Raw genomic sequence first — 22,429 nt, 5'->3', positions numbered from 1 at the left:
ACCGGTCGCTTACTTGGACTCGCGGTCGAACAGGGCCTTCGACCAGAGGTGGCCGAGGACGGTCAGGCCCAGGCACCAGACGAGGGCGATCCACCAGTTGTTGCCGATCTCGGTACCGAGGAGAAGTCCGCGCAGTGTCTCGATGGCCGGGGTGAAGGGCTGGTACTGGGCGATCGGCTGGAACCAGCCGGGCATGGAGTGCAGCGGGACGAAGGCGCTGGAGATGAGCGGCAGGAGGATCAGCGGCATGGCGTTGTTGCCCGCGGCCTCGGCGTTGGGGCTGCTCATCCCCATGCCGACCGCGATCCAGGTGAGTGCCAGCGAGAACAGCGCGAGCAGCCCGAACGCGGCCAGCCATTCCAGGACGTTGGCGTCGGTGGACCGGAAGCCGATGGCCACACCGACCGCGCCGACGAGGATCACGCTCATGAGGCACTGCAGGACGCTGCCGGCGACGTGCCCGAAGAGTACGGACCCGCGGTGGATGGCCATCGTCCGGAAGCGGGCGATGATGCCCTCGTTCATGTCCGTGGCGACCGCGACCGCGCTGCCGATCGTGGTGGAGCCGATCGTCATCAGCAGGATGCCGGGAACGATGTAGGCGATGTAGGCGGAGCGCCCCGCCCCGCCGCTCATGGCGCCGCCGAAGACGTAGACGAAGAGCAGGAGCAGCATGACGGGGGTGAGGAGGAGGTTGAGGGTGAGGGAGGGGTAGCGGCGGGCGTGCAGGAGGTTGCGGCGGAGCATGGTGGAGGAGTCGCGCACGGCGAGGGTGAGGGTGCTCATCGGGCGTTCTCCTTGGGCTGGTCGGTGTGGCCGGTTCGGTGGGTGTCGGCGGTGAGGGCGAAGAAGACGTCGTCGAGGTCGGGGGTGTGGACGGTGAGTTCTTCGGCCTCGATGCCGGCGTCGTCCAGGTGGTCGAGGAGGGTGCGCAGGTCGCGCTGGCTGCCGTTGCTGGGGATGCGCAGGGTGAGGCTGTCGTCGTCGGTGGTGATCCGGGGCAGGGTGCGGGTGGCGGTCCGGTAGGCGGTGGGGTCGGTGAAGCGCAGGCGGATGTGGCCGCCGGGGACGAGTCGTTTGAGTTCCTGGGGGGTGCCTTCGGCGGCGATGCGGCCGTCGTGGAGGACCGCTATGCGGTCGGCGAGCTGGTCGGCTTCTTCCAGGTACTGGGTGGTGAGCAGGACGGTGACGCCGTCGGCGACGAGGGTGCGGATGATCTGCCACATGGTGTGGCGGGCGCGGGGGTCGAGGCCGGTGGTGGGTTCGTCGAGGAAGATGATGCGGGGGTCGCCGACCAAGGTCATGGCGATGTCGAGGCGGCGTTTCATGCCGCCGGAGTAGGTGGCGGCGGGTTTGGTGGCGGCGTCGGTGAGGTCGAAGCGGTCAAGGAGTTCGGCGGCCGTGCGGCGTCCCTGGTGGCGGGGCAGGTGGTGCAGGTCGGCCATGAGGAGCATGTTCTCCTCGCCGGTGATGAGGTTGTCGACGGCGGAGAACTGTCCGGTGACGCCGATGGCGGCGCGTACGGCGTCGGGTGCGGTGGTGATGTCGTGGCCGGCGACCTGGGCACTGCCGGCGTCGGCGGTGACGAGGGTGGACAGGATCCGCACGGTGGTGGTCTTGCCCGCGCCGTTCGGGCCGAGCAGCGCGAACACCGTGCCGGCCGGGATGCGCAGGTCGATGCCGTCGAGGACGGTCTTGTCGCCGTACGACTTGCGCAGGCCGTTCGCCGTGATGGCCAGGTCGGTCATGAGAGGTTCCCCCTGGGACGGATGGTGGATTACAGGCTGCGGGCGGTGATGTCGCCGTTCGATGTGGTGGCGCGGATGGTGAGTTCGGCGCTGCCGTCGTTCTTGAGCGCGTTGTCGATCCGGCCGCGAGAGGTACCGGCGTCCAGGGACGCCGAGACGCCCGCGGCAACCGCGACGGTGATGTCGCCGGAGTCCGTGCGCAGGTCGAGCGTGCCGCGTCCCGCCTCGCCGATACGGATGTCGCCCCGTGCGGTGCTGATGTCGGCGGAGCCGCCCAGCCGGCCGATCTCGACGTCTCCGTCGACGGCGGTGAGGCGGACGCTCGCGGCCTCGTCGATCTTGATCTGGCGGTAGGCGCCGTCGAAGGAGAGGTCGCCGAGGCTTCCGACAACGCGGAGTTCAACGCTGGCGGCCTTGGCCTCGACGCGGGAGCCGGTGGGCAGTTGGACGGTCACCTCGACGGCGCCGGAGGGGCCGAAGAGCTGGTTCTTCGCCTCGGGGGCCGTGACCCGGACCACCCCGTCGCCGTAGACGACCTCGATCTGCTCTGCCGCCTTGACGTCGCGGCTCTTGGAGGCGTCCGCCGGCCGGACCTCGACCGTGGTGTCGGCGCGGTCGGCGGCGATGAGCTGGACGCGTCCCGCGGGGATGGCGAGGACGGCGAGGACGGGGGCCGTGGTGTCGAACTTCTGCATGGTGTTCTCCTGGAGTCGTTGCTGTTTCTGACATTGGAAACGCTACGTTGCGTTCTCGATTCAGGCAACGACGTTGTTGCGTAAGAACTAGGGAATCGCAGGTAGTTGCCGCAATTTCGTTGCAACGGTTCTGCCTGCTAACGCAATAGCTGCGATCGTTCGTTGCAATGGAATGTTGGTGAACGCTATAGTCGGGCCACCACGCACCGAGAAGGAGGCCACGATGCCGGGCGGCAGGCTCACGCAGCAGGAACGCCAGCAGATCGCGCTGGGGTTGGCCGACGGGTTCGCCTACGCGGAGATCGCCCGACGTCTGGACCGGCCGACCTCGACCGTCACCCGCGAGGTGATGCGCAACGGCGGCCCCACCGCCTACCGCGCCGACCTAGCCCACCGCGCCACCGAACGCCGGGCCCACCGCCGCAGGCAGGCCGCGCCCCGCGGGACCCAAGAGGCCCCGCAGCCCTACGGACGCGACCCCGAGGCCGTGCGCGCGTACGAGGAGACCCTCACCACCGTCTTCATGCAGTCGGGCACACCCCAGATGATGGCGCGGGTGATGGCCTGCCTCACCGTCAGCGACACGGGCAGCCTCACCGCGGCCGAACTCGTTCAGCGCCTCCAGGTCAGCCCCGCGTCCGTCTCCAAGGCCATCGCCTTCCTGGAGAGCCAGGACCTGGTCCGCAGGGAACGCGACGAACGCCGCCGCGAGCGCTACGTCGTCGACGACGAGGTCATGTACCAGGCCATGATGTCCAGCGCCAGGGCCACCGCCCAGGTCGCCGAGACCGCCCGGCAGGGCGTCGGTGTGCTCGGTCCCGGCACCCCGGCCGGCGCGCGTCTCGAAAACACCGCCCGCTTCCTCGACTTCGTCTCCGAAAGCCTCGCCCGCGCCGCCGAACAGGCCCGCGAAATCCTCCACACCAAGCCGGTGGCGATCGAGTCCGAGGACGCTGGGGATCACGAGGCGTGAGCCTGTCGATCTCTCACGACTCATGCAGTTGGCGCATGAAATATGAGGGATGAGCGATAGGCTCGGCGTCATGAGCATGAGCCTGGAAGAGCGGGTGCGGTCCGCTGTGGCGGCTCTTCTGCATGCGGCGGGCGAGTCCCAGACCGAGCTCGCGGGCGCGCTGGGAGTGAGCCAGGCGCAGGTGAGTCGGCGTCAGTCGGGTGCGGCCGCATGGAGTCTGGCCGACTGCGAGGTGGTCGCCGCGCACTACGGCATCGACGTCCTCGACCTCCTGGCAGGGCCCACCCGCGCCGCGGAGGCGTTGCCCGCCGGACGCCGTCGCGTCCCAGGCCGGCAGACCACCGTGCGTCCTGCGGCCGTAGCGGACGGGGATGTGTGATGGGTGACTTCGAGGCGATCGACGAGCTGCTCGCCCGCGCCGGGAAAGCGGTCCCGCTGCCCCCGGCGGAGGAGCGACGGGCCCTGCGTGAGGAGCTGAACCTCTCACGCGCCCAACTCGCCCAGGCGCTGGGGGTCAGCCCCTCCACGGTCGGGGGCTGGGAGTCGGGGCGCGACCCGAGCGGTGAAGTGCGGGAGAAATACGCGTACTTCCTGGAGGGAGCACGGACCAAGCTGGAGGCAGCCGCAGCCGCAGCCGCAGCCGCAGCCGAGGACGATCCGGCCCGGGAGCCGGAGGAGGACGTCTCGGGGGACGCCGGCCAGGGTGTCGCCCCGGACGACGATGTCGACGTGCTCGCCGTCGCGCGGCCGTGTGTGCTGTGCGGGCAGCCGGCCCACCACGAGGTGGCCGGATATCCGCAGCACCTCGACCCCGCCGAATGTGCCGCGGCCGTGACCGCCGCGGCCCCGCCCACCCCGCGTGCCGAGCAGACCCCGACCACCTCCGCTGCTCGTCCCCGCCCCGGCGGACGGCCCGCCGGAGGGGTGCGGATCGTGCCCGCTGGACGCCGTGTGCAGCCCGCGGACACCCCCGACCTGATCGCCTCGGCCGTCGCGGCCGCGCTCGCCGAACACTCCGGCGACGTGGAAGCCGCCACCGCGGCGCTGGTCAAACGGGCGATCCCGGACGCGATGGCACTGCTGGACCACAGCCGCAAGGGCGGCCGCTACGACGTCATCGCCCACCCCTGGCTGCCCGACATCCTGCGGAAGCAGACCTCCCGGGGCGCCGACCAGATCTGGGAGGCCCGCCCCAAGTGGACCCGCCCCGAACTGCCGCCCGGCGAGCACGAGGTGACCGCCCTCGACATCAACGGCGCCTACCTCTCCGCGCTGAAGACCCACCTGCCGATCGGCCAGTTGGAGCACTCGATCGGCGACCGGCACGACCGGCGTCGCGCGGGCGTCCACCTGATCACCCCGCCCGTCTGGGAGCACGACGCGGTGCTGCCCAACCCGGTCGGCAGTCGCGACGAGCCGGGCCCGCTGTGGGTGACCGAGCCGACCCTGCGCCTGCTGCTGCGCCTGTCGGGCCCGAAATACGGCCTCTGCGATCCGCCGGAGATCCACGAGTCCTGGACGTCGGGCGCCACCGAGGGGCTGCTGGAGAAGTTCCGGGTCATCTTGAAGGACGCCCGGGACGCGGCGATCGCCGAGGGCGACGAGGTGACGCTCGAATACGTCAAGGCGATGTACTCGAAGTTCGTCTCCACGCTGGGGGAGTCGAACTACAACCGGGAGCTGTACCGCACCGACTGGATGCACCTCGTCCGCTCTCAGGCCTTCGCGAACCTGTGGTGGAAGGCCCACCGCGCCTACGACGAGGGCCTGATGGTGGTTCGTGCGATGGGCACCGACGAACTGCACGTCATCGGCGACTGGCAGGCCGTGTTCGCGGAGGGACGCGGCCTGACCGAGGTGAAGGTCAAGGACGTCTACGTCGTCGGAGCCGACCCGTACAGTGATCCACACACCGAGGACGGAAGAGACGATGCCTGAGCGGAACCTCGAGTTCGGCAAGTACGGCGCCCGTGGCATCAAGGGTCATGAGGCCGTGGCCCGGCAACTGGACGCGCTCGCCGGCTACATCGCCACGCCCGTCACCGTCCGACGAGGTCTGCTGGCCCGCCTGCACTACCTCACCCGCACCGACCACGCCCGCGCCGCGGCCCGGGCCGCAGGCCTGACGGTCACCGACCGCACCCTGCGCGCCTGGCTGGAGGGCATCCGCTCGCCCTCGACGCGCAACGTGGAGCGCATCGAGCGGGCGTACCGCACTGTGCGGCGCGAGAACGTCGCCCGCTACCTGACCGCCCGCCTCAACCGCGCCGGCCGCGGCACGCGCGTGGAGATCCACCCCGTCAACCAGTCCGGCGTCGACCGGCCCCGCCAGCGCGTCGTGGAGTTCCGCACCCTGAATGTGCGCCGCTGGGACCGCATCGTCGCCGCCTGGGCCGCCGGCGACGACCGGGAGCTGGACGAGGCCTGGGTCGACCAGGTCGTCGACCTCGGCTCCCAATGGGGCCAGTACGAGTACGTCACCAACGTCGGCTTCGCCGCCTGAGCTTCAGGATCGGCCGGGGGAGCGGCGAAAGCGGGCAGCAGTACCGCATGAGACCCCGACCGCGTTTCACACTGGCCGCCACCACCCTCGACGCACCGGACGCCCGCGAGCTCGCGCGGTTCTACGAGCGACTGCTCGGGTGGCCCGTGCGGAAGGAAGAGGCGGGCTGGGTGGAGATCGCACCGCCCGACGGCGGTGCCGGACTCTCCTTCCAGACCGAACCGCTCTTCACACCCCCGCAATGGCCGTCGGCCCGCTCCGGGCAGCAGATGATGATGCACCTGGACATCGAGGTCGACGACCTGTCATCGGCCGTGGAGCAAGCCGTCGCCCTGGGCGGGACCGTGGCGGACTTCCAGCCCCAGGACGACGTACGCGTCCTGCTGGACCCGGCCGGCCACCCCTTCTGCCTCTTCGTGCGCCCCGCCTCGACCTAGACCTCGCGCACCGGGCAGCCACTCTTGCCGAAGATCAACGCCCCGCTGCTCGTCGGCGGCATCGTCGAGGCGGCCATGACCGCCGTCGACCCCGGCTCGCACCCGGACGACCCGGACCTGCATGACCTGCTCCGGTGGGGCACTCTGCAAGGTATGGGCCAGACTGCGCTGATCGTCGTCGACATGATCAACACCTACGACCACGACGATGCCGACCTGCTGCTTCCCTCGGTGACGGACGTCGTGCCGAGGGTGGCCTCGCTCCTGGAGCGGGCGCGTGAGCAGGAGGCGACCGTCATCTACGTCAACGACAACTTCGGCGAATGGCGCTCGCACCACGGCGAACTCCTGGAGCAGGCCCTGGCCGGCCCGCACGCGAAGCTGGTCGAACCGCTCGTGCCCGACGACAGCTCCCTCTTCGTGGTCAAGGCACGCCACTCGATCTTCTTCGAGACGCCCCTGAACTACCTGCTCTCCCAGCAGGGCATCGACCATGTGGTGCTGTGCGGACAGGTCACCGAGCAGTGCATCCTCTACTCGGCCCTGGACGCACACATCCGCCACCTGGAGGTGACCGTCCCCCGTGACGCCGTGGCCCACATCCACAACGACCTCGCCGAAGCCGCGCTGCGCATGATGGAGCGGAACATGGGCGCCACGGTGTGCGACGGCGACGATCTGTGGCGCGGCTGAACAGGCGCTGCCGGCCGGGGGTGCCGGGGCGGGGCGTCAGCCCGGTGGGTCAGGACCCCGTGTCGTCGCGCCGGTCGCCGTCGCCCGCCAGTACCGCCGCCGCTCGGTGGCGGTACGAACGGAAACGACGCAGGTAGGACCGCGCCGTGGGGCCCGGCGGCACTCCCCGGGCGAACGCCCGCATGTTGCGTTGCCCCGCGTTGTAGCCGAGGGCCAGCAGCTCCTCGCGGGTGTAGCGGCGCACATGCCGTGCGGGAAGGCCTCGGTCGAGGTCCGCGAGATGCAGTGCCGCGGCACGGATGGCGAACGCGGGATCGTCACGAAGGTCCTGCCACCGCTCCGACAGGCCGTGCGCGCGCCGGACCCGCTCGAACGTCGCGCGGTGCATGTTGGCCACGCCGAAGGACGCCCCCGGCTTCCACCACTGCCACAACCGTTCCAGCAGCGGATGGTGCGGCTTGTACGCCTCGTTGTACAGCACGGTCAGCATGAGTAGGGGCGACACCCCCGCCGCCTCGGCGCTGCGCACCACGCTGTCGGCATAGTCCGCCGGGTCGTAGTGACCGGGCCGCAACGGCGGCGTCCGGACATCACCGCCATCGGGCCCGTCCGACCCCGGCCGCGGCACCGCCGTCGACGGTTCAGCCATCCCCACCCTCGTTTTCTCGCCGGCCCCCGGTGGGGCGGCAGACCGTGAACGATTCCGCAGTGCGCGTGCCCCCGCGGCCCGCACTCATTCCGGAGTCGGCCGTTCTTCCTCCCCGCCCCGGGCCGCCGCGCCGTACGAACGGCATGCTGTCGACCGCCCCCGTACAACCGGCGTGCCTCTTCGTGCATCCGTCCACCGGTCTGCTCCAGAACAGAAGCTGCCGAGACCTGAACCCAGATCGGCGTTCGGACACCGAAGCGGAGGCCCTTGTGATCGAAGTCGAGCGTGCTGTGACGTTGGATCACCCGTTGGCCGACGTCGTCCGCTTCCTGGCGGACTTCTCGAACACCGAGACATGGGACCCGGGAACGGTCTCCTGCCGTCGCATCGGTGGTGGAGAGCCGGCCGTGGGGTCGGAATGGCACAACGTGTCGGAGTTCCGGGGGCGCCGCACCGAGCTGCGCTACCGGCTGGTCCGTCACGACGCCCGGCACCTGACCTTCGTGGGCCGCAACAAGACGGTCACGTCCACCGACGACATGCGCTTCGAGGAAGAGGGAAGCAGGACGCGGCTGACCTACCGGGCACGCCTCGACTTCAACCGACTGGCCCGCCTTGCCGAACCGCTGCTCAAGCGGGAGTTCCAACGGCTTGCCGACGAGGTGTCCGAGCAGCTGCCCCGAGCCGTCGACCGTGCGCTGGGCGCCCCGGAAACCGAGGGAAGGCACCCGCGGTGAACGGCGCCCGGACCGTACCCGCCGGGACGCGCCGATGGACGTGAGCGAACCCGAAGCGGACCTGCCGCCGTCGGCCGGGGTGACCACCGGTTCCCTCGCCAGACGTCTGGGCGTGTCGCCCACGACGCTGCGCTCCTGGGACCGCAGGTACGGTCTGGGCCCGGCGACCAGGGCGCAGGGACGCCACCGGCGCTGGACGCCCGAAGACGTCGCCATGGTCGTCGAGATGTGCCGTCTGACGGCCGCCGGGATTCCGCCGGGGGAGGCGGCGAAGGCGGCGAAGGCCCAGACGGGCCGGCCCCAGCCGCAGCCCGTCCCCGTGGCACCGTCGCGCCCGCCGAACCATGTCGTGGCCGTCCCGGCGGACATCATGGAGCCCGTTCCCGCCTCGCGGTCCGGCAGCGGCCTGCCGCTGGGAAACGTGCGGCACGAATGCAAGGGCCTCGCACGCGCCGCCGTCCGCCTGGACGCCGTCGCCGTACAGGAGCAGCTCACCGCGGTGATCCGCGCCTACGGGCTGGTGGTGACCTGGGAGGAGATCCTGTCCCCGGCGCTGCAGGCCGTCGGGCGCAAATGGCAGTCGGCCGGCGAGCGGTACGTGGAGGTCGAGCATCTGCTGTCCTGGCACATCTCGGCGACGATCCGGCATGTCTGTGTGGCCGCCGCGCCCGGGCAGAGGGAGTGGAAGGCCGCTCCCGTGATCCTGGCCTGTGTGCCGGGTGAGCAGCACACGCTGCCGCTGGAGGCCCTCAACGCCGCACTGGCGGAGCGTGGCGTCGCGACGCTCATGCTGGGCAGCGCCGTACCGGCGGATGCGCTGACGGCCGCCGTGCAGCGCGTCGGGCCGAGTGCGGTGGTCCTGTGGTCGCAGTCCGGTTCGACGGCGAGCCTGCCGTTGGCCCACCATGTCGCCTCCACCCGGTGGGGCATCCGGGGTGCGCGCACGCAGAGCCATGTGCTGCTCGCGGGCCCCGGCTGGGGGCGCGGGCAGCGTCCCGGCCTGCTGCGTCCGCGCGGCCTGCGAGACGCACTGGTCATGCTCGAAGGGCTGTGAACGACGCCCTGACCCAATGGTGGCCCTCGCCGGCTGTCGCCGAGCCCGAGGGCCACCGTGTTCCCGCCGGAACAATCCGTCCTACTCCTCGCGCTGTGCGCTCGTGCCGGCGAGCTCCCGTTGACCCGCCGCCCCGCCCGAAGGCAGTGCCGGACCCTGGCCGCGCTCGCGGCGGCGGGCCGCGAGCGCCTCACGGGCCGCCTCGCGGGCGTGCCTGCGACGCCAGTACGGATTGTCGTGCGGCAGCTTGCTCGAGACCCGCCCGTACATGCCGAACGTCAGGATGATCAGACCCATGATGAAGCTGAACAGGACGTTGGTCATGCCGAAGTCGAGGAAGTTGGCCGAGCGGTCGAGGATGAAGATGTGGACGAAGCCGCTCAGCAGGAACAGCGTCCCGACCACCATGTTGAGCGTCGACGCGAAGTTCCCGCCGACGATGCCGCCACCGATCAGGGCCAACCCCACGACGACGGAGATCAGGCTGAGCACACCGTTGGTCGACATGCCGGCGATGCTCTGCCCGTCGGTGCTGAACGGGCTCAGTTCGTCGGCGAACCCGAGGACACCGAAGACCAGCAGGGTCAGCCCGCAGAAGGCGGCACCGTACCGGTAGACCTTGGCCAGTCTGTGATCCAGGGGGAGCTCGTCGCTCAGTTTCATGGCGAATCCTTTCCCGGTCCGCGCAACGCGCTGTGGCGTTCCGCGGAGCAGCACTCGGTGACGGCTGCTCGTGCACTATTCGTGACAAATCGGCCCTACGGTTGCACGCTCGTCCGTCACGGCCCCAGCAAGGTCACGGCACCGGTCGCCGCGACCTGTCCGGCGGCCGTCACGGCGAAGCGGGCTCCCATGTGATCCGGTACGACGTCCACGGCGGCCCCCCGGACGGGTACCGGCGAGCTGAGGTCGACGTACAGACCCGCCACCGCGCGAGCCGTCATGCCGGAGGACAGCAGGACGGCCTGCCGGCCCGCTTCCAGCACGGCCAGGGCGGGCAGGCCGGCCGGGCGGCCCGGCAGCAGGACGGGATGGGCGGGGTCGCGCGGGACGATCACCAGCCGGCCCTGAGGGCCGCGGGCGAGCAGTACGTCGGGCTCGGAGACCGCACCCACCGCGGCCGCGGCGGGGTGCAGCAGCGTGGAACCCGGCGCGAGGGCGAGCGGTCCCGTCTCCGCGGGCGCCGAAGCGAACCTGATGGCACACGTCGCGAACGGTTGCCCCGCGTGCAGGTATTCGGCGGTGACGCGAAAGGAGGTGAGGGCGCCTGCCTGAAGCACGAGGTCGCTCAACATCACCCGAACCGACACCCGCGTGGCGCTTCCGCTCTCGATGGGCTGCGTGCCCGCGTGCAGCCCCAGGTTCACCGACACCGCTTCGAGCAGTGGCTCCTGGCCGGGGCGCAGGTACCGGTTCTGCACGGCCGTGGCGAGCTGGCGGGTGGACTCGACGATGATCAGCGGGTGGTGCGACACGGCGGTGGCGCGCTCGTTGAGAGGGTGCAGCCGCGGCCATTGGCACTGCGCCTCGAAGAAGCGGTCCCCCCGCCGGCGCAACGTCATCACCAGCATGCAGGCCATCGTCTCGAGCCGCAGACTGCGCCATGTCAGCGGCTCACCCGAGCCCTCGGCGTCCTGCTCTCGTGAAATGCGGTGGGCCGCGGCGACGGGTTCCTCGGCCAAGGCCACCTCGTGCACTGCCCTGTCCAGCATGAAGCCTCCTGATGCGCGGAGAGTTCCCCTGCGAACCCGTGATACCGGGCATTCGCGACGAGCCGCGCCACCGGATGCGCCGACTCCGAATTCCATGACCGAGGTGGAGGGCCGAACACCCCGGGCCGAACACCCCGGTCCGGGTGCCGCGGTCGGGTGTCAGGGGGCGGCGATGAGCGGAGGCTCGCCCCAGTCGGCGGTCAGAGTCTGCCGCAACGCGTCGACGGCCGCGGCGCCGATGCGCTCGGCCAGGACGGACTCTATGACCGCGATGGTGGCCTGGGCCCGCTCGTGGACCCGCCGGCCCTCGGCCGTGGTGCGGATGAGGATCCGGCGCGCGGAGCCCGGGTCGGGGACCTGTTCGAGCAGGTGCACGCCGATCAGGGCGTGCACCACCTGATGGGCCGTCTGCCGGGTGACGCCGATGCGGCGGGCGAGCTCCGACACGGTCGTGCCCTCGTCGTCGAGCAGCGCGAACACCGACGCCTGGGTGGAGGTCACCGGCTGTTCCCCGGCCGCTTCCATGCTGGCGAAGAGGGCGTCCTCGAACCAGCGCCGGGATTCGGCGAACAGCTGGGGCAGATTGGCCGTGCGGTGGCTCATGGCTCCTTCAGGGGGTCGGTGACAGACGGGATTATCCCCTGCCGCCGTGCCCGGCCCCCTCGTCGGTCCGTGGCCGGCCCGTTCAGCCGACGCACCGCGCGGCGAAGTCGACGCTCGCGGTGAAGCACCGCTCCACCTCGGCGTCCGCGATCCCCACCCACAGGTGATCACCGCCCCGCACGGAGACGAGTTCCGCGTCCGCACCGGCCTGGTGCAGCGCGCTGACGAGCCGCTCGTCCTGGGCGGGCGGAACGATCACGTCGTCGGTGCCGTGCAGGACGAGGAAGGGCGGCGCGCCCGGCGTGACACGGCTGACCGGACTGGCGTCGCGGGCACGCTCCGGGAGGTCGGCGAGCGCGCCGCCGAGCAGCAGGGCTTCGAAGGTGCCGGGGTCGGTCGCGTCGTACGCTCCTTGGTCCTCGGAGAGACGGGCGAGGTCGGTCGGCGCGTACCAGGTGACGCATCCGCGGACGGGGAGGTCGGCGGCGGTGAGGGCGAGGAGTGCCGCGAGATGCTGGCCGACTCGCCCCACACGACGGTACGGTCGGAATCCAGCCGGAGTTCGGCGGACCTGGCGCGCACCCACGTCAACGCCGCACGCAGGTCGTCGAGTTGGCCGGGGTGGGTGACCTCGCCGCTGAGTCGGTACCCCGGGCAGGCGACGGCGAAGCCGGCGCGGACCAGCCGGGAGAAGGGGCCGGGCCGCCAGTGCCGGAAACGGGGGCCGAGGTCGTCGCGCAGCCCGGTTCGCCAGGCGCCAGACGGGCGGCGGCGCGGGCGACTTGACCCGGACCACCACGTACAGCGCGCCCATGAGCACTCCGGCCGCCGGTGCCTTCAGGTACGGCATGTCAGCCTCCCGTACGCCACTCGTGGCCCGGCAGGAAGCGCACGTCGTACTCGGCCGGCACGGTCGCGAACTTGCTTCCCTCCGGCACGAACGGCCGTGCGGGCAGGCTGAGTTCGTCGGTGGGCGTGCCGAGGTTCTCGAAGAAGCGCTCGAACGTGCCGCCCGGCCCGGCGGCCACCCCGACGATCTGGGTGTGGTGGCGTTCCATGCGGTAGGCGTGGGGGCAGTTCTTCGGTACGAAGCCGAAGTCGCCGGGGCTGAGCAGCTTCTCGTACTGCTCACCCTCCAGGTCCTCCACGAAGAGGCGTACCGCGCCCTGGGTGACGTAGAAGACCTCGTAGGTGTCAGGGTGGGAGTGCGCCGGGATGATGTCTCCCTTGGGGCCCTCGCAGGTGAAGAAGTTGAAGGTGTTCTCCGTCTGCTCGCCGCCCGCGTAGACCGTGAACAGATCACCGAAGAGGTGGGCGCGGTCGCCCTGGCCCTTCTCGATGAAGTACGGCTTGCCGGGCTCGGGCGGGATGAGCGAGCGGGTGCGGTATCTGGTGGCGTACTCGATGGTCATGCGGGACCTCCGGCTTGGTCGGGGAGGCATGTCAGGCTACCTGACATTGAGGGTGTGGGAGAGGCCTGGGTGAGATCCGTCTCCCGGGAGCCGCGCCGGCCCTCGCGGGACCCGGCACCTCCACGCACGAAATTCGGCTGCGATCGAGACCGGTTCGTCCATAGGATCGCCGTTCCGGGCGTCGTTACGGCGCCCTACCGACGGCTGGAACTCGACACCGGGGGCCCGTGACGTTATGAGCAGCCGCCTCTTCGCGATCTCTTTCGACGCGCATCAGCCCGATCGGCTGGCGCAGTTCTGGTCCGGCCTCCTGGGCCTGGACAGAGCCGACGACCTCCCTGACGGCGTCGCGCTGCTGTCCGGGAACGACGCCGGCTACCGGCTCGGCTTCCGGTCCTCGCAGGCGCGCAAAGTCGCCCAGAACCGGCTGCACTTCGACCTGACCAGCTCATCGTCGGAGGACCAGCAAGAGACCGTGGCCAGGGCGCTCGGCCTCGGGGCGCGGCACGCGGACGTCGGGCAGGGCCCGGACGCGGCCCATGTGGTGCTCGCCGACCCCGAGGGCAACGAGTTCTGCGTACTGGAGCCGGGCAACCGTTTCCTCGCCGGCTGCGGCTTCATCGGAGCGCTCGCCTGCGACGGCTCGCAGACCGTGGGGTACTTCTGGAGCGAGGCGCTCGGCTGGCCGCTGGTCTGGGACCAGGACGAGGAAACGGCCGTCCAGTCACCGAAGGGCGGTACCAAGCTCACGTGGGGCGGTCCGCCCCTGATGCCGGACCCCGGCAAGGACCTGCACCTCGATCTCGCGCCGGACGGAGACCGGCAGGCGGAGGTCGAGCGCCTGCTCTCCCTGGGGGCGAAGCGTCTGGACTCCGCTCACGACCCGAGCGGCGCGATACTGCTGGCCGACCCGGACGGCAACGAGTTCCGCGTGCTCGCCGACGGGTGAGGCCGATCGCCCGACACCGGTGTCACCTCGTCGAACCGCCGCCCGAGCGTCGGCCGAGTGCCTGTTCGCGGACGAGGGCGCAGCTGCGAGTGATCAGTCGCGACACGTGCATCTGGGAGATGCCCAGCCGGCTGGCGATGCTGCTCTGGGTCATGTCCTCGAAGAAGCGCATGTACAGGATCGCCCGCTCCCGTTCGGGCAGTCGGCGCAGGCCTTCCTTGACGGCCTCCCGGTCGAGCACCACGTCGTAGGAGGCCTCCGTCGTACCGAAGGTGTCGGCGAAGCTGTAGCCGTCGCCGTCGGAGGACATCTCGACGTCGAGGGACAGGGTCTTGAAGCTGTCCATCGCCTCCATGCCCGCGGAGACCTCTTCCTCGGTGAGGCCGGTGTGGGCGGCGAGGTCCGCGACGGTGGGTTCGTGGCTGCCCGGCGCCTGGGTCAGCTCGCGGCGCGCCACCCGGACCTTGTTGCGCAGCTCCTGCACCCGGCGCGGCACCCGAAGGGCCCACATCCGGTCGCGGAAGTGGCGCTTGATCTCACCGGTGATGGTCGGTACGGCGTAGCTCTCGAAAGCTCCGCGCGAGGGGTCGTAGCGGTCTACGGCCTTCACCAGGCCGAGCGCGGCCACCTGACGCAGGTCCTCGATGTTCTCCCCCCGGTCGCGGAAGCGGCCGGCGATCCGGCGGGCCATGGGCAGCCAGGCCTCGACGAGTTCGTCGCGCAGGGCGTCGCGTTCGGGGCCCTCCTCGAGCTCCGCGAGCCGGGCGAAGGGCGCCGCGGTGTCGGGAGCGTCGTCATGGGCGCGCTGCGCGGTGGGGGCAGCGGTGGTCGTCGTGGGCGTGCCGGGACGGCTTGTCGACATGTCGATGAGCATGCGTTGTGGCTCCCCGAACGATCTGGGGCGGACCTGGAGGTCGTGGACCAGGCCGCCCGACGGTATGGCAGCAGTCAGGGTTCGCCGAGGTGAGCTGCCGAGCCGTGTGGTGGCTCGGAAGGCGGGTCCACCCGGCGTGCGCCTCCGGTCCGAAGCGTGTGATTCCGGTTGCCCGCCGGTCGCGGCAGCAAACACTCCGATCGCGGAACGTGTGTCGATTCGTCCTCGCGGTCCCGTCGGCGGCGGCGGCCCTCGCGACATGAGCGTCCTGGCAGGTGTGGATCCACCGGCGCGGGGCACCAGAAGATCGCTCAGGGCCGCTGAGTGCGGTGCACGGGGTGTACCTCCTGCCTCACGCGGCCTGACCCGCGGCCGCGTCGGCCGTGTTGTGAGAGTCGTGTCCTGTGGGGAGAGGGAATCGTCATGCTGCTTCCGGCCGAGAAGGATCTGCGTGCTGTGCTGGCCCGTTTCGAAGAGGCGCGCATCGCGCACGATGTGCATCCGTCCGGACGGACGAGCCGTGCGCTGGAGGACGCCACGTACACGCTCTGCGTCATGACCGCCTCCCGTACCGCCGAGCAGGCCGTCTCCGCGGCCCGCGCCCTCCTCGACCGCTACACCGCCACGGATCGGCAGACGCCGGACCAGCAGGACAAGACGCTGGCGGCATAGGCGGGGACTGTCCGCGGTCTCCACCGCTGGGTGTCGTCGGCGCGGCCGGGTTCTGCTCATCTGAGAAGAAGTCGCTTCAGACGGGCAAGGTTGTGCCTATTTGTCCGGGCTCTGGGCACTTGGAGGACCTGAAGGCCACCGCGCCCCGCCCGGGACGCACGTCCCGGACGCGCCGACGTTCGAGCAACACCTCAAGGAGTGCCGTGAACATTCGCATGGGAGTCGAGGAGGAGTTCCACATCCTGGAGGTGGAGAGCGGACTGCTCGTGCCGCGCGCCGACCAGGTACTGCGACGGCTTCCCCAGCGGAAGTTCACCGCGGAGATGCACCAGTCCACCGTCGAGTCGAACAGCGGGGTGCACGACTCCCTGGACGACCTGTACGCCGATCTGGCAGGGACCAGACGGCGCCTCGACACGGCCGCCGCCTCACTGGGGCTGGCCGTCGTGGCCGCCGGCACCGCCCCCCTCGCACCCGCCGCCTCCGGCCACCCCACCGCCGACCCCCGTTACCACCACATGGTCGAGGAGTACCGGCAGGTCGCCGACGAACAGCTCATCTGCGGCGCCCAGGTCCACGTGGACGTGCCCGACCGGGACACGGCCGTGGGCATCATGTGCCTGATCTCGCCGTGGCTGCCCGTCCTGCTGGCGCTGTCGGCCAGCTCGCCGTTCTGGCAGGGGTCCGACACCGGCTACGCGAGCTGGCGCACGCTGCTGTGGCAGCGGTGGCCCACCGCGGGCCCGGTGGGCTGCTTCTCCGGCGCGGCCGAATACGACGCCGCCGTCGACGGACTCGTCCGCAGCGGAGTCATCAGCGACGCCGGGATGATCTACTACGACATCCGGCCCTCCGCGCACCTGCAGACGCTGGAGCTGCGCATCTGCGACGCCTGTCCCCGTGTGGAGACGGTCGTGCTCATCGCCGGCCTCTACCGTGCCCTGGTGACCGACGCCCTCGAACGCCGGGCGGCCGGCGCGGCGCCGTGCGACGGCCGCCACGAGTGGGTGCGCGGTGCGACCTGGCGGGCCGCCAGGTCGGGCCTGGGCGGCACCCTCGTGGATCCCGAGACCCGGGGGGAGGCCCCTGCCGGGGAGGTCGTACGCAAGCTGCTCGCCCGCCTGCGTCCGGCGCTCGAGGCCCGCGGGGACTGGCAGACCGTCAGCGCGCTGGCGGCGTCGGCGCTCGCGGAAGGCGACGCCGCTCGGCGCATACGCCGAACCGCCCAGGAAGAGGACCTGCTGGCCTGCACCGACATGCTGATCGCCGAGACCCGCGGCGAGCGCCGGGACCGCAGAAGGACACCGCCCGGCGGCAAGAGGATCCCGTTCTCCCTCCCGGGCCCGGCAGGCTCCGCTTCCGGAGCGCCCGAGGCCGTCGGCCGCTGAGCCGCGGCCCGGCCCACGGGTCCGTCCTTTCCCGACACCCCACGGAGGTTTCGTCATGCCCAGCCATACCGCCCGGGCCGCGACCGGCAGGTGCGGCCGCGGCCCGGCCCGCCCGTTCCGGCCCACGGCCGTCACCGAGCGGAGGGGAGGTGACGCACCGTGTGCGGTCTGAGCGGGGAGATCCGCTTCGACGGACGACGACCCGACCTCGCCGCCGTGGAGCGCATGAGCGACCGACTGGCCGCCCGCGGTCCCGACGGGCACGGGACCTGGACGCGAGGCGCCGTGGCCCTCGCCCACCGGCGGCTGAAGATCATCGACCTGTCCGACCTGGGGGCCCAGCCGATGACCGACGCCGACGGGGAGATCACCGGCGTCTTCAACGGCTGCGTCTACAACTACCGGGCGCTGCGTGAGGAACTCCGCGGCCTGGGCCACCGCTTCGTGTCCACGTCCGACACTGAGGTGGTGCTGAAGGCCTACCGGCAGTGGGGCACCGCCTGCGTCGAGCACTTCCACGGCATGTTCGCCTTCGCCCTGGTCGAGCACCGCACCGGACGCCTCGTACTGGCCCGCGACCGGCTGGGCATCAAGCCGCTCTATCTCGCCCCGGCACCGGACAGGCTGCGGTTCGCCTCCTCGCTGCCCGCGCTCCTCGCCGCCGGCGACGTCGACACCTCCCTCGACCCGGTGGCCGTCCACCAGTACCTGAGCTGGCACGCCACCGTCGCGGCGCCCCGCACCGTCCTCAACGGCGTGCGCAAGCTGCCCCCGGCCACCGTACGGATCGTCGAGCCGGACGGCAGCCATCGGGATCACCGCTACTGGCAGCCGTCGTACACGCGCCGGCCCGAGTACGCGGGCATGAGCGCCGACGAATGGCGCGACGCGGTGCTGGAGGCGCTGCGTACGGCCGTGCGCCGCCGGATGGTGGCTGACGTTCCCGTCGGCGTGCTGCTCTCCGGCGGCCTGGACTCCAGCCTGATCGTCGCGCTGCTGGCCGAGGAGGGCCAGCGCGACCTGATGACGTTCAGCGTCGGCTTCGAGGCCGAGGGCGGGGAGGAGGGCGACGAGTTCCGGTACTCGGACCTGGTCGCCCGCGAGTTCGCGACGGACCACCGCCGGACGACGGTTCCCTCCGCCCGCGTGTCGGCGGCGCTGGACGACACGGTCGCCGCGATGAGCGAACCGATGATCAGTCACGACGTGGTCGCCTTCCACCTGCTGTCCGAGCAGGTCTCGCGGGAGGTGAAGGTCGTGCAGAGCGGGCAGGGCGCCGACGAGGTGTTCGCCGGATACCACTGGTACCCGCAGCTCGCCGAGGTCGCGCGCGAGGACGAGCCGGAACGGTACGCCGAGACCTACTTCGACCGCCCGCACGCCGACCTCGCCCGGATCCTGCAGCCGCACATGCTGCCGTCGCAGGACGTCTCGGGCCGCTTCGTGACGGAGCACATGGCACACCCGGGTGCGCAGACCGCCCTGGACGCGGCACTGCGGCTCGACACGCACGTCATGCTCGTCGACGACCCCGTCAAGCGCGTCGACAACATGACCATGGCGTGGGGGCTGGAGGCGCGGGTGCCCTTCCTGGACCACGAACTGGTGGAACTGGCCGCGGCCTGCCCGCCGGAACTCAAACTCGCCGACGGCGGCAAGGGCGTCCTCAAGGAGGTCGGACGCAAGCTGCTGCCCCGCGAAGTCGTGGACCGCCCCAAGGGGTACTTCCCCGTGCCGGCGATCCGCCACATGGCGGGACCGGTCCTGGAGCGGGTGCGTGACGCGCTCGAGGCACCCGAGGCCAAGGCACGCGGACTGTTCCAGGAGTCGTACGCGACCGAACTCCTCGCCGCGCCCGACGAGCACCGGACCAAACGCGGAGCCAACGCCCTGTGGCAGGTAGCTTTGCTGGAGATATGGCTCCAGACGCACGGCATCAAGTGACCGGCCGGTCGGCCACGAGCACCGCCCGGGCGGTGCCCCTCGGCACCGGCACCGCCCCCGTCGCGGTGCCCCTGCCCGAGGCGGTGGGCCCGCGAGACGCCGTCACCCGGCTGCGCGCCCACGGCTGCTGGTATCCCTCCGCGAGCCCCGACGGCACCGAGGCGGCCTTCATCTGCGACCGCGGAGGCGTCCCCCAGCTGTGGGCTGGGCCGGTCCAGGGAGACGAGGTCCGGCTGCTCGACGCGTCCCCGGACCCCGTCACGGAGGTCTCCTGGTCACCGGACGGCCGCTGGATCGCGTACACCGCCGCGCCCGGCGGCGGCGAGCACTCACGGGTGCTGTGCGTGCGGCCCGACGGCACCGGCCGCCGCATCCTCGCCGGGGCGGATCCGGACACCTCCGCCTACCTCGGCTGCTGGGCGCGCGACGGATCGGCCGTGGCGGTCACGGTCGCCGTGCCCGCGGTGCGCACGTCCGGGGACGGTTCGCCCGGCGGCCCCGCGACCTCTCTCGACGGGCCGGCGCCCCGGGCCGGCGACGGACTGTCGGCCTATCTGCTCGACCCCGACGGTCTGGCGTCTGCCGCCCTGCTGGCCACCGAGGCCGATGCCGCCACCCTGCGTGTGTGCGACCTCAGCTTCGACGGCACGCTCGCCCTGCTGCGCCGGGGGCCTCGCGGCCGACGGGAAGCGGTCGTCCGGCGGACGGCCGACTCGGCCACCACCTGCACCATGCCGGTGGCCGACGGTGATCCGTGGATCGGCCGCTTCTCGCACGACGGGCGGACACTGTGGCTGCGCACCGACGCCGACCGTGAGTTCGCGGCGCTGTACGCCCTCGAACTCGACGCGGACGGCACGCCGCGCGCCGCCACACCCGCGGCCCAACGCCCGGGCAGCGGACTGGAACTGCTGTCGATGGCACAGGACGGCCGTACGGCCGTCCTGGTCTGGAACGTGCAGGGTGCGAGCGAACTCGAACTCCTCGAAACGACCGCGGCGCGATCGGCCGCGGACACCACCGGACCGGCGCGGCCGGTGCCCCTGCCGCACGAGGTCGTCACCCGTGCCGTGCCGGCCGGGGCGGGCCGGCTGCTGCTCGCACTGTCCGGCTCACGGCGCCGCCCCGGCGTGTGGTGGGCCCACGAAGGAGTGTCCCTGCTGCGCACCCCCTGGTCCTCCCGCGACGAGGACGCCGTCCCGCCGGACCGTCCGCCCGTACGGCCCGTCCCCCTGCACCTGACGGCGAGGGACGGGTTGCCCCTGAGCGGCTGGTACTACAGGGCACCGGGACGCGCCCAAGGCGAGCCGGCGCCCTGTGTGATCCACCTGCACGGCGGCCCCGAGGAGCAGGAACGCCCGGTGTTCAACCCGCTGTACCACGAACTCCTCGGCCGTGGACTGGACGTCTTCGCGCCCGACGTCCGCGGCTCCTCGGGACACGGCAGGTCGTTCGTCGACGCAGACCTGGGCACCGGCCGTTTCGCCGCCCTGGACGACGTGGCGGACTGCGCCGCCCACGCCGTCACCGCGGGTCTCGCCGACCCGACCCGGCTGGCGGTCATGGGCCGCTCCTACGGCGGCTATCTGACGTTCGCGTCGCTCGTGTGGCACCCGGGCCTGTTCCGTACCGGCGTGGCCGTCTGCGGCATGTCCGACCTCCTGACCTTCTTCGCCGGCACCGAGCCGTGGATCGCTGAGTCGGCGGCGCACAAGTACGGACATCCGGTCCACGACCGCGAGTTGCTGCGCTCCCTGTCCCCGATGACCCGCATCGACGCGCTGCGCGTCCCGCTGCTCGCCGTCCACGGCGAGCACGACACCAACGTGCCACCCGGGGAGTCGGAGCAGTTCGTACGGGCAGCGCGCGAACGCGGAGTCCCGGCCGAACTGCTCACCCTGCGCGACGAGGGCCACGAGTTCCTGCGCGCGGACAACAGGCGCCTGTTCCGGCGGACCGCCGCGGACTGGATGCAGCGGCACCTGGGGTGACGCATGCGCCCGCTCGGCCACGAAGACTGTTCAGGGCAGGTACATGAGCAGGGTCACAACCGCTCCCGCGGCCCCCGTGGTGATCGTGAGCCGGTCGGTGAGCAGCCGGGCCAGCCACAGTCCCCGACCGCCCGTGCTGTCCAAGTCCGGTGGAGCCTCGGGAAGTTCGGGCGTGAACCCCGGACCTGTGTCGGAGATCAGGCACTCCAGCGCGCCGTCGACGCGCCGGAGCACCAGATGGCCGCTGCCACCGGCGTGTTCGACGGCGTTGCAGGCGATCTCGTCGACCGCCAGAACGAATTCGCCCAGCCGGTCGTCGTCGACCCCCTCCTTGGCCGCCGTGCTCTCGACGAGGGCCCGCAGCAGAGCCAGGCAGTCCGCCGTGAACGGCTGCTCCAGCAAGGTCTCGTCCGCCCGGTCGACGGATTCCTCGGAGAAGTTCAGCATCCGACCCGCACCTCGCTCAGCGTGAGCCGGGGCACGGACGCCGCGCCGAGTTTGCGCAGGATTCCGGCGTGGAGGGCCGAGCAGCGGATCTCGATCCGCTTGTGATCGGTGGCCAGTTGGACCTGGCGCAGCAGGTCGAAAGCGCAGTGCAGGCCGAGGAAGTGCAGGTGTGTGAGGTCGAGTACCAGATGGCCGCGGTCGGCGCTCTGCGCCAGCCCCTCGGTGAGGGCCGTCCGGAACTGGTCGAGAGTGGTCAGATCGGCGTCGCCGGCGAACCGCACCGCGTCCTCGTCGGGGATCGACAGCAGGACCCCCAGGTAGTCGTGGAGGCGGCGGGGATGGGCGTCATGCATGGCCTCCACCACCTCGGGGGCGAACCAGTCCCGGTCGTAGGCACAGACCTCCGTGTAGGCGCGGCCTGCGAACAGGTGCTCCACATGGGTCTCCCGGTGCACGACCCCCGCGACGTCGGCACCCAGGTCCGGCACCCAGCGCATGTCGATGAACGCGCGCAGGCCGGTGTACCCCTCACGCAGGGCCCGAGCGGTCTCCTCCGTCAGCCGTGCCGTCTGCCGGTCCATGGTGAAGGCGAGATCGGGACGGATCACCTCCCGCATGCTGCTGAGCACGAGCTGCCCGCGCGCCCTCGCTGCGGCGGCCTGCGGGCCGTACGTGTCCAGGCGGGTGAGGACCTCCCGCTGGGGCACGTCGGGGTCGGCGAGGACCATCACCTTCTCGTGCCGGGCGAGGCCCAGCCAGACGTACGCGGTGAGCACCTGCCAGCGCGACTCCCCGACGCCGTAGCCCACGAAGGCGTGGTCGCCGGGCCTGAGCCGCTGCACCGGAATGAGGCCGGCACAGCCCGTCTGCCTGTCGTGCATCGCAGCGTCCCCTCTGGTGGCGGCCGCACTCCGTAGCTGCGTGGCACCACACCGTAGCCGCCCGCGC

At 71.3% G+C, this 22,429-nt stretch carries 25 protein-coding genes and 1 pseudogene; 13 read left to right on the top strand and 13 right to left on the bottom strand.

All coding sequences use genetic code 11. The annotated features are described in order from the left end of the window. Nucleotides 1–9: 9 nt before the first annotated feature. The 3 genes from ACIGDI_RS20545 to ACIGDI_RS20535 are packed head-to-tail and all read right to left on the bottom strand — an operon-like array spanning nucleotide 10 to nucleotide 2,443. Nucleotides 10–786 carry an ABC transporter permease gene (locus tag ACIGDI_RS20545; protein ID WP_399898419.1) on the bottom strand — a complete coding sequence of 259 codons (777 nt, stop codon included), beginning with the start codon at nucleotides 784–786 and terminating at the stop codon, nucleotides 10–12. Further along, nucleotides 783–1,748: an ATP-binding cassette domain-containing protein gene (locus ACIGDI_RS20540; RefSeq protein ID WP_399898417.1), complete on the bottom strand. Its 966-nt coding sequence runs from the start codon at nucleotides 1,746–1,748 to the stop codon at nucleotides 783–785. The genes ACIGDI_RS20545 and ACIGDI_RS20540 overlap by 4 nt, the downstream gene beginning before the upstream one ends. Nucleotides 1,749–1,777: 29 nt before the next feature. Then, a complete protein-coding gene (locus ACIGDI_RS20535; RefSeq protein WP_399898415.1) occupies nucleotides 1,778–2,443 on the bottom strand; it encodes a DUF4097 family beta strand repeat-containing protein in 666 nt (221 codons plus the stop codon). A gap of 223 nt (nucleotides 2,444–2,666) precedes the next feature. Between ACIGDI_RS20535 and ACIGDI_RS20530 the strand changes: the two genes are divergently transcribed. The 6 genes from ACIGDI_RS20530 to ACIGDI_RS20505 all read left to right on the top strand — a co-directional run bounded on the left by ACIGDI_RS20530 (nucleotide 2,667) and on the right by ACIGDI_RS20505 (nucleotide 7,049). Then, complete coding sequence (locus ACIGDI_RS20530) at nucleotides 2,667–3,416, top strand: helix-turn-helix domain-containing protein (RefSeq protein ID WP_399898889.1); 750 nt, start codon at nucleotides 2,667–2,669, stop codon at nucleotides 3,414–3,416. Nucleotides 3,417–3,486: 70 nt separating this feature from the next. Beyond that, nucleotides 3,487–3,795 carry a helix-turn-helix transcriptional regulator gene (locus ACIGDI_RS20525; RefSeq protein WP_272178496.1) on the top strand — a complete coding sequence of 103 codons (309 nt, stop codon included), beginning with the start codon at nucleotides 3,487–3,489 and terminating at the stop codon, nucleotides 3,793–3,795. Next, on the top strand, nucleotides 3,795–5,354 hold the full coding sequence (locus ACIGDI_RS20520) for a helix-turn-helix domain-containing protein (RefSeq protein WP_399898413.1): 1,560 nt from the start codon (nucleotides 3,795–3,797) through the stop codon (nucleotides 5,352–5,354). The genes ACIGDI_RS20525 and ACIGDI_RS20520 overlap by 1 nt, the downstream gene beginning before the upstream one ends. Next, nucleotides 5,347–5,919 (top strand): transcriptional regulator, encoded by a 573-nt coding sequence (locus ACIGDI_RS20515; protein ID WP_399898411.1) that lies wholly within the window; start codon nucleotides 5,347–5,349, stop codon nucleotides 5,917–5,919. Before ACIGDI_RS20520 ends, ACIGDI_RS20515 begins: the two co-directional genes overlap by 8 nt. Nucleotides 5,920–5,966: 47 nt before the next feature. Next, nucleotides 5,967–6,356: a VOC family protein gene (locus ACIGDI_RS20510; RefSeq protein ID WP_399898409.1), complete on the top strand. Its 390-nt coding sequence runs from the start codon at nucleotides 5,967–5,969 to the stop codon at nucleotides 6,354–6,356. A 153-nt stretch (nucleotides 6,357–6,509) separates the two neighbouring features. Further along, nucleotides 6,510–7,049, top strand: coding sequence for a cysteine hydrolase family protein (locus ACIGDI_RS20505; protein ID WP_399898886.1), 540 nt, complete (start codon nucleotides 6,510–6,512; stop codon nucleotides 7,047–7,049). A gap of 49 nt (nucleotides 7,050–7,098) precedes the next feature. Here the strand turns inward: ACIGDI_RS20505 and ACIGDI_RS20500 are convergent, their stop codons facing one another. Further along, nucleotides 7,099–7,698, bottom strand: coding sequence for a lytic transglycosylase domain-containing protein (locus ACIGDI_RS20500; protein ID WP_399898407.1), 600 nt, complete (start codon nucleotides 7,696–7,698; stop codon nucleotides 7,099–7,101). A 269-nt stretch (nucleotides 7,699–7,967) separates the two neighbouring features. On the opposite strand from ACIGDI_RS20500, the gene ACIGDI_RS20495 reads away from it, so the two are divergent. Further along, nucleotides 7,968–8,435 (top strand): SRPBCC family protein, encoded by a 468-nt coding sequence (locus tag ACIGDI_RS20495; protein ID WP_399898405.1) that lies wholly within the window; start codon nucleotides 7,968–7,970, stop codon nucleotides 8,433–8,435. Between the two features lie 34 nt (nucleotides 8,436–8,469). Continuing rightward, nucleotides 8,470–9,489 carry a MerR family transcriptional regulator gene (locus ACIGDI_RS20490; protein WP_399898403.1) on the top strand — a complete coding sequence of 340 codons (1,020 nt, stop codon included), beginning with the start codon at nucleotides 8,470–8,472 and terminating at the stop codon, nucleotides 9,487–9,489. Nucleotides 9,490–9,570: 81 nt separating this feature from the next. On the opposite strand, the gene ACIGDI_RS20485 is transcribed toward ACIGDI_RS20490, so the two are convergent. The 6 genes and pseudogenes from ACIGDI_RS20485 to ACIGDI_RS20460 all read right to left on the bottom strand — a co-directional run bounded on the left by ACIGDI_RS20485 (nucleotide 9,571) and on the right by ACIGDI_RS20460 (nucleotide 13,216). Beyond that, entirely contained in the window at nucleotides 9,571–10,152 is a 582-nt protein-coding gene (locus ACIGDI_RS20485) for a DUF4383 domain-containing protein (protein ID WP_399898401.1), read from the bottom strand. 116 nt (nucleotides 10,153–10,268) lie between these two features. Next, a complete protein-coding gene (locus ACIGDI_RS20480) occupies nucleotides 10,269–11,201 on the bottom strand; it encodes a hypothetical protein (RefSeq protein ID WP_399898399.1) in 933 nt (310 codons plus the stop codon). A gap of 159 nt (nucleotides 11,202–11,360) precedes the next feature. After that, the gene (locus tag ACIGDI_RS20475) at nucleotides 11,361–11,804 is read right to left on the bottom strand and encodes a MarR family winged helix-turn-helix transcriptional regulator (protein WP_399898397.1); all 444 of its coding nucleotides are present in this window, start codon (nucleotides 11,802–11,804) and stop codon (nucleotides 11,361–11,363) included. 82 nt (nucleotides 11,805–11,886) lie between these two features. Beyond that, nucleotides 11,887–12,336, bottom strand: coding sequence for an alpha/beta hydrolase family protein (locus ACIGDI_RS20470; RefSeq protein ID WP_399898395.1), 450 nt, complete (start codon nucleotides 12,334–12,336; stop codon nucleotides 11,887–11,889). 44 nt (nucleotides 12,337–12,380) lie between these two features. Next, nucleotides 12,381–12,488: pseudogene (locus tag ACIGDI_RS20465) on the bottom strand (alpha/beta hydrolase); the annotation flags it as partial. A 167-nt stretch (nucleotides 12,489–12,655) separates the two neighbouring features. Beyond that, on the bottom strand, nucleotides 12,656–13,216 hold the full coding sequence (locus ACIGDI_RS20460) for a quercetin 2,3-dioxygenase (RefSeq protein ID WP_399898393.1): 561 nt from the start codon (nucleotides 13,214–13,216) through the stop codon (nucleotides 12,656–12,658). 235 nt (nucleotides 13,217–13,451) lie between these two features. On the opposite strand from ACIGDI_RS20460, the gene ACIGDI_RS20455 reads away from it, so the two are divergent. Further along, nucleotides 13,452–14,165 carry a VOC family protein gene (locus ACIGDI_RS20455; RefSeq protein ID WP_399898391.1) on the top strand — a complete coding sequence of 238 codons (714 nt, stop codon included), beginning with the start codon at nucleotides 13,452–13,454 and terminating at the stop codon, nucleotides 14,163–14,165. Between the two features lie 22 nt (nucleotides 14,166–14,187). Here the strand turns inward: ACIGDI_RS20455 and ACIGDI_RS20450 are convergent, their stop codons facing one another. Beyond that, nucleotides 14,188–15,039: a SigB/SigF/SigG family RNA polymerase sigma factor gene (locus ACIGDI_RS20450; protein ID WP_399898389.1), complete on the bottom strand. Its 852-nt coding sequence runs from the start codon at nucleotides 15,037–15,039 to the stop codon at nucleotides 14,188–14,190. Nucleotides 15,040–15,462: 423 nt separating this feature from the next. Between ACIGDI_RS20450 and ACIGDI_RS20445 the strand changes: the two genes are divergently transcribed. From ACIGDI_RS20445 to ACIGDI_RS20430, 4 genes are all read left to right on the top strand, one after another. Next, nucleotides 15,463–15,711, top strand: coding sequence for a DUF5133 domain-containing protein (locus ACIGDI_RS20445; protein WP_399898387.1), 249 nt, complete (start codon nucleotides 15,463–15,465; stop codon nucleotides 15,709–15,711). Between the two features lie 209 nt (nucleotides 15,712–15,920). Next, entirely contained in the window at nucleotides 15,921–17,099 is a 1,179-nt protein-coding gene (locus ACIGDI_RS20440; RefSeq protein ID WP_399898883.1) for a glutamate--cysteine ligase, read from the top strand. Between the two features lie 159 nt (nucleotides 17,100–17,258). Next, nucleotides 17,259–19,043, top strand: coding sequence for an N-acetylglutaminylglutamine amidotransferase (locus tag ACIGDI_RS20435; RefSeq protein WP_399898385.1), 1,785 nt, complete (start codon nucleotides 17,259–17,261; stop codon nucleotides 19,041–19,043). Further along, nucleotides 19,016–21,034 carry a S9 family peptidase gene (locus ACIGDI_RS20430; protein ID WP_399898383.1) on the top strand — a complete coding sequence of 673 codons (2,019 nt, stop codon included), beginning with the start codon at nucleotides 19,016–19,018 and terminating at the stop codon, nucleotides 21,032–21,034. Before ACIGDI_RS20435 ends, ACIGDI_RS20430 begins: the two co-directional genes overlap by 28 nt. 30 nt (nucleotides 21,035–21,064) lie before the next feature. On the opposite strand, the gene ACIGDI_RS20425 is transcribed toward ACIGDI_RS20430, so the two are convergent. Together ACIGDI_RS20425 and ACIGDI_RS20420 are read right to left on the bottom strand one after the other, a co-directional pair. Then, a complete protein-coding gene (locus ACIGDI_RS20425) occupies nucleotides 21,065–21,481 on the bottom strand; it encodes an ATP-binding protein (RefSeq protein ID WP_399898381.1) in 417 nt (138 codons plus the stop codon). After that, complete coding sequence (locus tag ACIGDI_RS20420; RefSeq protein ID WP_399898379.1) at nucleotides 21,475–22,362, bottom strand: MEDS domain-containing protein; 888 nt, start codon at nucleotides 22,360–22,362, stop codon at nucleotides 21,475–21,477. The genes ACIGDI_RS20425 and ACIGDI_RS20420 overlap by 7 nt, the downstream gene beginning before the upstream one ends. Nucleotides 22,363–22,429: the final 67 nt, after the last annotated feature.

It is taken from the genome of Streptomyces sp. NPDC085900, from assembly GCF_044540925.1.
Classification (GTDB): Bacteria; Actinomycetota; Actinomycetes; order Streptomycetales; family Streptomycetaceae; genus Streptomyces; species Streptomyces gilvifuscus.
The sequence above is the reverse complement of the archived record's forward strand: the minus strand, read 5'-3'. Positions and strand labels throughout refer to the sequence as shown.